The sequence below is a fragment of the Candidatus Angelobacter sp. genome (genome assembly GCA_035607015.1).
In the GTDB taxonomy this organism is placed as follows: domain Bacteria; phylum Verrucomicrobiota; class Verrucomicrobiia; order Limisphaerales; family AV2; genus AV2.
The window spans coordinates 1-7097 of record DATNDF010000130.1 but is presented as its reverse complement, the minus strand read 5'-3'; the positions used below and the strand labels follow the sequence as shown (position 1 = coordinate 7097).

At 59.9% G+C, this 7097-nt stretch carries 7 protein-coding genes; 3 read left to right on the top strand and 4 right to left on the bottom strand.

The features are described from left to right. The 3 genes from VN887_05415 to pyrE form a co-directional block, all read right to left on the bottom strand. Positions 1-172: menaquinone biosynthesis decarboxylase (locus tag VN887_05415; protein HXT39442.1), on the bottom strand; the 172-nt coding region annotated here is incomplete at its 3' end. A gap of 85 nt (positions 173-257) precedes the next feature. Continuing rightward, a complete protein-coding gene (locus tag VN887_05410; protein HXT39441.1) occupies positions 258-1142 on the bottom strand; it encodes a rhomboid family intramembrane serine protease in 885 nt (294 codons plus the stop codon). A 111-nt stretch (positions 1143-1253) separates the two neighbouring features. Then, positions 1254-1820 carry an orotate phosphoribosyltransferase gene (gene pyrE, locus VN887_05405; GenBank protein HXT39440.1) on the bottom strand — a complete coding sequence of 189 codons (567 nt, stop codon included), beginning with the start codon at positions 1818-1820 and terminating at the stop codon, positions 1254-1256. 201 nt (positions 1821-2021) lie between these two features. On the opposite strand from pyrE, the gene VN887_05400 reads away from it, so the two are divergent. The 3 genes from VN887_05400 to VN887_05390 all read left to right on the top strand — a co-directional run bounded on the left by VN887_05400 (position 2022) and on the right by VN887_05390 (position 4377). Continuing rightward, the gene (locus tag VN887_05400) at positions 2022-2660 is read left to right on the top strand and encodes a hypothetical protein (protein ID HXT39439.1); all 639 of its coding nucleotides are present in this window, start codon (positions 2022-2024) and stop codon (positions 2658-2660) included. A gap of 99 nt (positions 2661-2759) precedes the next feature. Next, positions 2760-3413, top strand: coding sequence for a hypothetical protein (locus tag VN887_05395; GenBank protein HXT39438.1), 654 nt, complete (start codon positions 2760-2762; stop codon positions 3411-3413). A gap of 130 nt (positions 3414-3543) precedes the next feature. After that, positions 3544-4377 carry an aldolase gene (locus VN887_05390; protein ID HXT39437.1) on the top strand — a complete coding sequence of 278 codons (834 nt, stop codon included), beginning with the start codon at positions 3544-3546 and terminating at the stop codon, positions 4375-4377. Positions 4378-4664: 287 nt separating this feature from the next. On the opposite strand, the gene VN887_05385 is transcribed toward VN887_05390, so the two are convergent. After that, positions 4665-7097, bottom strand: a 2433-nt coding sequence (locus VN887_05385; protein ID HXT39436.1) for a DNA translocase FtsK, incomplete at its 5' end; no start/stop codon positions are given.

The window sequence follows — 7097 nt, the reverse complement described above, 5'->3', positions numbered from 1 at the left end:
CGTTCACGGTGGGTTTCTCAATGAGCAACGCCTTCCCACCTTGGGGCGATTTCATTTCACGGTCGGCGAGTTCGGTGATTTCGAGTTCGGTGGCGACGGGCTGTGAAATGCGTTTGAGTTCGCCCGCGCGGTCGAGCTGATTCACGAAATCGCGAAAGGAGTCGAAGGCCATGCGTGGAGACTATCAAACCGGTGACGCATGGCAACCGGCGCCTCGCCGGGCGGCTGGTGCGCGGGGTTGGTCGTTTTCCAGCGTGTCACAGTTCGGCGATCGGCCGCCATTCGGACATTCCCTCCCGCCAGTATTGCGTTTCCGGAGTAATCGTTCCCAAGGCGAGCATTTCACGAATGCGTCCGCGCGCAAACGGCCCGATCTGCTGCTCGTTCACGTATAGATAAATGTCCACAGGCTGGGGAGCTGTTCTGGCGGACGCGAGCGGCCGAAGTTCGACCTCGTCTGAATCGGCGGGTTTCAAGCGCTTCCGCATGATCCATGCAACGAAGGCGCCGGCGACGGTCCCGCCCACGTGCGCCCCAAAGGCGATTCCACCCCCGCCGCTGTCGCGCCCCAGATGAAGAATGAGTGACACGAAATCCATGACGAACCAAAAGGCGACGACGACGCGCGCCGAAAGCCAGAATTCGCCGCTGAACACGCGGAAGAAAACCCAGCCGAAATAGCGAAAGTTGATCTTTGTGCGCGGCAGAACAATCAGAAACGCCCCGATGGAGGCGCATATCGCTCCGGACGCGCCGACGATCGGAATCTCCGCTTCCGCTTCAGTGGTGAGCAACACCTGGCTGAGGTTCGCGATCAGTCCACCCGCGAGATAGAATATCGTGAAACGCAAACGCCCCAGTATGTCCTCCACGCAGGCGCCGAACAAAAACAGGTAGATCATGTTCCCCGCGACATGAATAAAACCGGCGTGAATAAAAATGGAGGTGATCCACGTCCACCATGTTTTCTCCGCCGGGATCAGCCCCAGGTTCATGGTCAGCGGATCGATTTCACTCCTGCCCGCAAGGTCGAACAGGAACGAGATCAGATAAAGAAGAACATTGAGCCCGATCAACGTAAAGGTGACGGCAGGCAATCGACGCGCCCGATAATCCACAGCAACAGGAATGAGGAAAAACATGGAAGCGTGCTGTTGTTCGTCCGCGGCTTTCCTATCGCACCGGTGGAACCCAATCAAGCAGTCGGGCATGCTCCCGGCCGTTCGAAGAGAAAACCCAACATCCGCCCCTGCTCATTTGCTTCCCGGTTTTACCGCTGGGGTTCCGGCCAGGTCCGGCGGCAATTTGTCCGGCTCGAACGTTTCCACGGTCAACGCGATCAGGCTGAACGTTGGCACGCCGAAATTCACCGTGCCATTCGAGCGGTCCACTATCATCGCCACGCCAGCCGTCTGCCCGCCGTTGACGCGCACAATGTCGAGGGTTTCCTGCACCCGACCGCCCTTGGTGACGACGTCCTCGACCACCAGAATTCTCTCGCCCGGCAGAATCTTGAAACCCCGGCGCAACACGAGTTTGCCTTCCTCCTTCTCGACGAAGATAAACCGCGCGCGAAGCCGTCGCGCCACCTCCTGCCCGATGACCAATCCCCCCATAGCCGGTGAAATGACAGTCGTGGCGCCAAGCGAAGAAACCTTGGCGGCGAGCGCCCCCCCCAGTTCTTCCACAACGGGCATTTGCTGAAGGGCGAGTGCGCATTGGAAGAATTGCCGGCTGTGCGACCCGCTGCGCAGGATGAAATGGCCTTCGAGCAACGCTCCTGTCCGCCGGAATATATGCAGCGCATCGTCGCTGGTCATGCGGCCCATTGAATCATCGCGACCACCCCGCTGACAATTCATTCCAATCACCACTGCAGGGCCGCCAAATATATGGAAAGGCGGGTTTTCGGGCCCCGTTGGTTCCGGCAAAAGTTCCGAGATTATTCGTTTGACTGTAACGCCAACGCAGTTTAATAGTTAGGACAGTTTGCGGGGGAAAAATCGACTGCAATACCGAGTATGAAAAATAACAAACGATTCGTCGTGGCCGCGGTGCTCGCGACCCTCATGTGCTTTGCCGGCTCACCGGCGCAGGCGTTGACCAAAAAAGAAACCGCTGCAATTACCAAATCCATCAACGACGCGCCCGGCGCGGAACTCGCGTTGAAAGCGTCGGAGGCCGTCACCAAAGCGTCGAAGAAGGAAAAAGAAGCGACGGCTGTGGCGGTGATTCACGCCGCGATCGCCAAGAATCCGGCGGCTGCGGTAACCGTCGTGAGTTCCGTTATCAAAGCTGCTCCATCCACGGCACCAGCAGTGGCGGCAGCGGCGGTGAAGGCGGCACCGGATCAGATTGAGGCCATCGCCTCCGCGGCGGCTTTGGCGGCACCGGATAAAGCGGGCGACATTTTCGCCGCGATCGTTGATCTCAACCCTAAAATGCGGGAACGACTCGTTACCGTAATGGTTTTGGCAGTGCCGCAGGCTCAGGCCAGCATCCAAAAAGCGGCCCGCCAGCGCAGCAATGGCAGCAGTGCCGCGGACCAATTCGGCGGACAATACTCAAGTTCCAGCACACGTATTGATGGCAGTTCATTCCCGTCCACGCCCCCGCAGCCAGCTACTTACGGCAGTGGCAGCGATCCTTCGCGGCCTTGAGCATTTAACAGTTTTCTTTCAAAGCCTGTTCCCGTTGAGGGAACGGGCTTTTTCGTTGCCTTGAATTCCCGCCCGGGCAATTAATTTCGACACCTTTCGATGCCGAAATGGGCCAAAACCATCGTCGCAGTACTGTTGTTGCCGTTTTGTATCGGCGCGACGCGGGCGCTGGTGATGGTGCTGCGGGCCAGCGGAAGCGCTGACACCGTGTGGGTGGCGATGCTGGCCGGTGCGGCTTGCTGGCTCGTAATTCTTCTTTTGCTGCCGAAGCCGATGTGGGTTTACGTCTTCGGTCATGAACTGACCCATGCGCTCTGGACCTGGCTGTTCGGGGGGCGCGTCCGCAAATTCAAGGCGACTTCTGAAGGAGGGCATGTCGTCGTCAGCAAAACCAATTTTCTTATCACCCTCGCGCCCTATTTTTTCCCCTTGTACGTGGCAGCGGTGGTCGTGGTGTTCATGATTGGGCATTGGATCTGGGGCTGGACACGGTATCTGGTCTGGTTCCATCTGCTTGTGGGGGCGGCCTACGCTTTCCACGTGACGCTCACCTGTCATGCGTTGCAGACGCGCCAATCGGACATCACACAACAGGGGCGCCTGTTTTCCGCGGTCATCATCTGGCTGGGGAATGTGTTCGTGCTGTTGCTCGGGGTGCCCCTGGTGACCTCGCGCGTCAGCGTGTTCACCGCGCTGGGCTGGTGTCTCGAATGCACCGGTGAAGTCGTGCATGGCCTGGGACGCATTTTTTAGGGCGAGTTGCCAATTCTGCGCGGGAGCCGGGGTCACAAGGTTGAAGACTCGCAGTGTACGCCGTTTGTCCTCTCCTTGACAAATGTCCGCTTTTTCTCCGGGATGACTCGGACCGTCTTAAATCGCCCCTATGAAGACCTACCGCCTTAATCGGCTTTTTAATGCCAGATCCAACCGTTGCTTCGACGTGGCCATTGACCACGGCTTCTTCAATGAACGCGGTTTTCTGCAAGGAATCGAAAACCTGGAGCAGGCCGTCAAGACGGTCGTTGGCGCCGCGCCGGACGCGATCCAGCTCACTATTGGCCAGGCGCACTATCTTCAATCATTGCCCGGCAGGGAAAAACCCGCGCTCGTGTTGCGCACCGATGTCGCCAACGTCTATGGCACGGAACTGCCGCGCGCGCTGTTCAGCCGCATGATCGAGCAGCCGGTCGAGCAGGCGTTGCGACTCGATGCCGCCTGCGTGGTCGTGAATTTGTTCCGCATTCCGGAACAGCCGGAGGTCACCGATCAGTGCATTCAGAACATTTTGCGCATCAAACCCGGGTGCGACAGCTTTGCCGTGCCGCTGATGATCGAGCCGCTCGTGTTTCAGCCGAACCAGAAGGCCGGCGGCTACATGGTGGACGGCGACCTCGACAAAATCCTGCCGCTGGTCCGGCAGGCGGTCGAACTCGGCGCGGACATCATCAAGGCCGATCCCACCGATGACGTGAACGTCTATCACCAGGTTGTCGAGATAGCCGGACGCATTCCCGTGCTCGTCCGCGGCGGCGGCAAAGCGCCGGACCAGGAAATCCTCGAACGCACCGAGACGCTCATCAAGCAGGGCGCGGCCGGGATCGTCTATGGCCGCAACATCATCCAGCACCGTGACCCGGCTGGCATGACGCGTGCGCTCATGGCCATCGTGCATGAAAGCACGACCGCGAAAGAGGCGGCGAAGCTGATCATGGGTTGAGGGCGTTTGACCGTGTTTGCGCGCCAGGCGCACTTGCAAAGGACGGTCACCCCGCACGTGCTCCGCCACAGCTTTTCCACGCATCTGCTGGACAACAGATAAGGCATCCGGACGGTGCGGGTTTTATTGGGGCACAAGGACGTCGCAACGACACAAATTCACACGCAGGTCATGAGCAAGCCTGGTCTGGACGTGAGGAGTCCGTTGGACGGACGAGGGGGAGGTTTGAAGGTTGAGTGAGCTATGGCAGAGCGCCAGGTCAGCGACCAGGCCTGCAGGAGGAGGCGTTATTGGCCCTGCCCGTCGGCACCGGTGCCGTCGAGGTCAATAAGGATGTCGCGCGGTTCGGCGCCTTTGCTGGGGCCGACGATGCCGCGATTCTCGAGTTCGTCCATGATGCGCGCGGCACGCGTGTAGCCGAGGCGCAACCGTCGTTGGAGCAGTGACACGCTGGCCTTTTGTTCGCTGCGGATGACTTCAATGCACTGTTGAATCAGGTCTTCGTCCTCGTCGCTGGCGCCTTCCTCGACGCCAAACGCGGCGGAGGGTCTGGAGAGTTGCCGGTGGATCTCCATTTCGTAACTGGGTTTGCCCTGTTTGGCGATGAATTCAACGATGCCGTTGATTTCATGGTCGGTGATGAGGGCGCCCTGGGCGCGGACGAGTTTGGCGGAGCCGGGCGGCAGGTAGAGCATGTCGCCCTTGCCAAGAAGTTTGTCGGCGCCCATGGCGTCGAGAATCGTGCGCGAGTCCACCTTGGCGGCGACCTGAAAGGCGATGCGCGCGGGGATGTTGGCCTTGATGACGCCGGTGATGACGTCCACGCTGGGGCGCTGGGTGGCGACGATGCAATGGATGCCGGCGGCGCGGGCCATCTGGGTGATGCGGGCGATCGCCATTTCCACGTCGGCGGGCGCGACGAGCATGAGGTCCGCCAGTTCATCTATGATGACGACGATGTAGCTGAGTTTTTCGGGGATGACGATGTCGTCGTCGCGCGGCACGACGATTTCCTCGTCCACCTCGACGGCGAAACCGTCGGCGCCGGCCTCGATTTTTTCCTTTTTCGCCTTGAGCGGCAGTTCGGGTTCGGTCTTCGGCAATGGCTTGTCCTTGGGTCGTTCGTTGAATGATTTGATGTTACGGACGCCGACTTTGGCGAAGATCTGGTAGCGTTTTTCCATTTCGTTGACGACCCAGCGGAGGGCGAGGATGACCTTCTTGGGGTCATTGACCACGGGGACGACGAGGTGGGGCAGGGCGTTGTATTGCTGGAGTTCGACGACCTTGGGATCGATCATGACGAAGCGGAGCTGGTCGGGCGAGAAGCGATAGAGGAGCGAGGTGATGATGGCGTTGATGCAGACGGATTTGCCGGAGCCGGTGCTGCCGGCGATGAGCAGGTGCGGCATCTCGGTGAGGTCGGCGACAATCGGGTGACCGTAAACGTCCTTGCCGAGTGCGAGCGGGAGGCGTGTGCGCGAGTTGCGCCATTCCTCGGATTCGAGGAGGTCGCGGATGATAACCTTGGTCTTGACGGCGTTCGGGACCTCGACGCCGACGGAGCTTTTGCCGGGAACGGGGGCGAGGATGTGGATGCGCTCGGCCTTGAGCGCGGCGGCGATGTTATTGTTGAGGGCGGTGATTTTTTCGAGCTTCACGCCGGGCGCGGGATGCAGCTCGTAGCGGGTGATGGTCGGTCCCTTGGTGATGTCGCCGAGCGCGACTTCGATGTCGAACTGCGCGAGGGTCTGTTGAATGAGCCGCGCGCTGGCCATCAGGTCCTCCTTGGATTCGGTGGGCCGGACGGTGGGGTCGGGGTAATTGAGCAAATCGAAGGAGGGCAACTGGTAATTGCCAATCAGCGGCGTGGAGGCGACGGCGATCGGTTTGTTTTTTTTCGGCTGGGCCTTCGGTTTGGAAGAGGCCTCCGGCGTCAGATGGACGACAGGCGGAGACTCAACGGCCGTTTTTTCGTCAACGACCACGGTCTTGTCCTTTTCGGAAGCGACGTCCCTGTCTTTCGCCGGGTCAGGAATCTTCTCGTCCGACTTCGCATCTTTTGATTTGTCCTTCGTTTTGGGGAGGATGTCGGCGGTGGTGGCAGCGGCGATTTCCTTTGCAGAGATGACCTCTCCTTCAACGCCGGGCGCGGTGGCGGTTTCGGCTTCGGTGGTCCTGGCTTTGGCGGGGCGGGCGCTGGAACGGAAGGGAGCCTTGGGTTGGGGCACGCTGAGGTCGCGCACGGTGGGTTCGGGAACGGGCTGCAGATCAGGGCCGAGGCCGGCCTTGACGACCTGTTCCTGGAGTTTTTTCGCCTGACGCTCGAGTTCGCGCGCGCGGCGTTCCAGCGCCTTTTCTTCCGCGGAGAGGTCCTTTTCCTCTTTGGTTATTCCGTCCGGCCCCCGGACCAGCAGTCCGCGCAGCCACTCGCCGAGCTGGAAATTGGTGAGGAACAGAAGACTGATCAAATAAAGGGTGGCGAAGATGATGGACGCGCCGACGAGGCCGAAATGGCCAAACAGATATTTGTTCATCATCAGGCCGATCCAGCCGCCGGCCGACGCGGCGTTGTAATTCCGCTGCCAGTGCGCGAGGAAGGCCACCGGTTTGTTCAGGTCGAGCAGTCTCATGCAGCACAGTAGGAGGATGGCCGCCCAGAGCCAGCGGCGGTGGAAGTAGGCCATGAGCTGGAACAGATAACTGAGCCCGAAACAAAA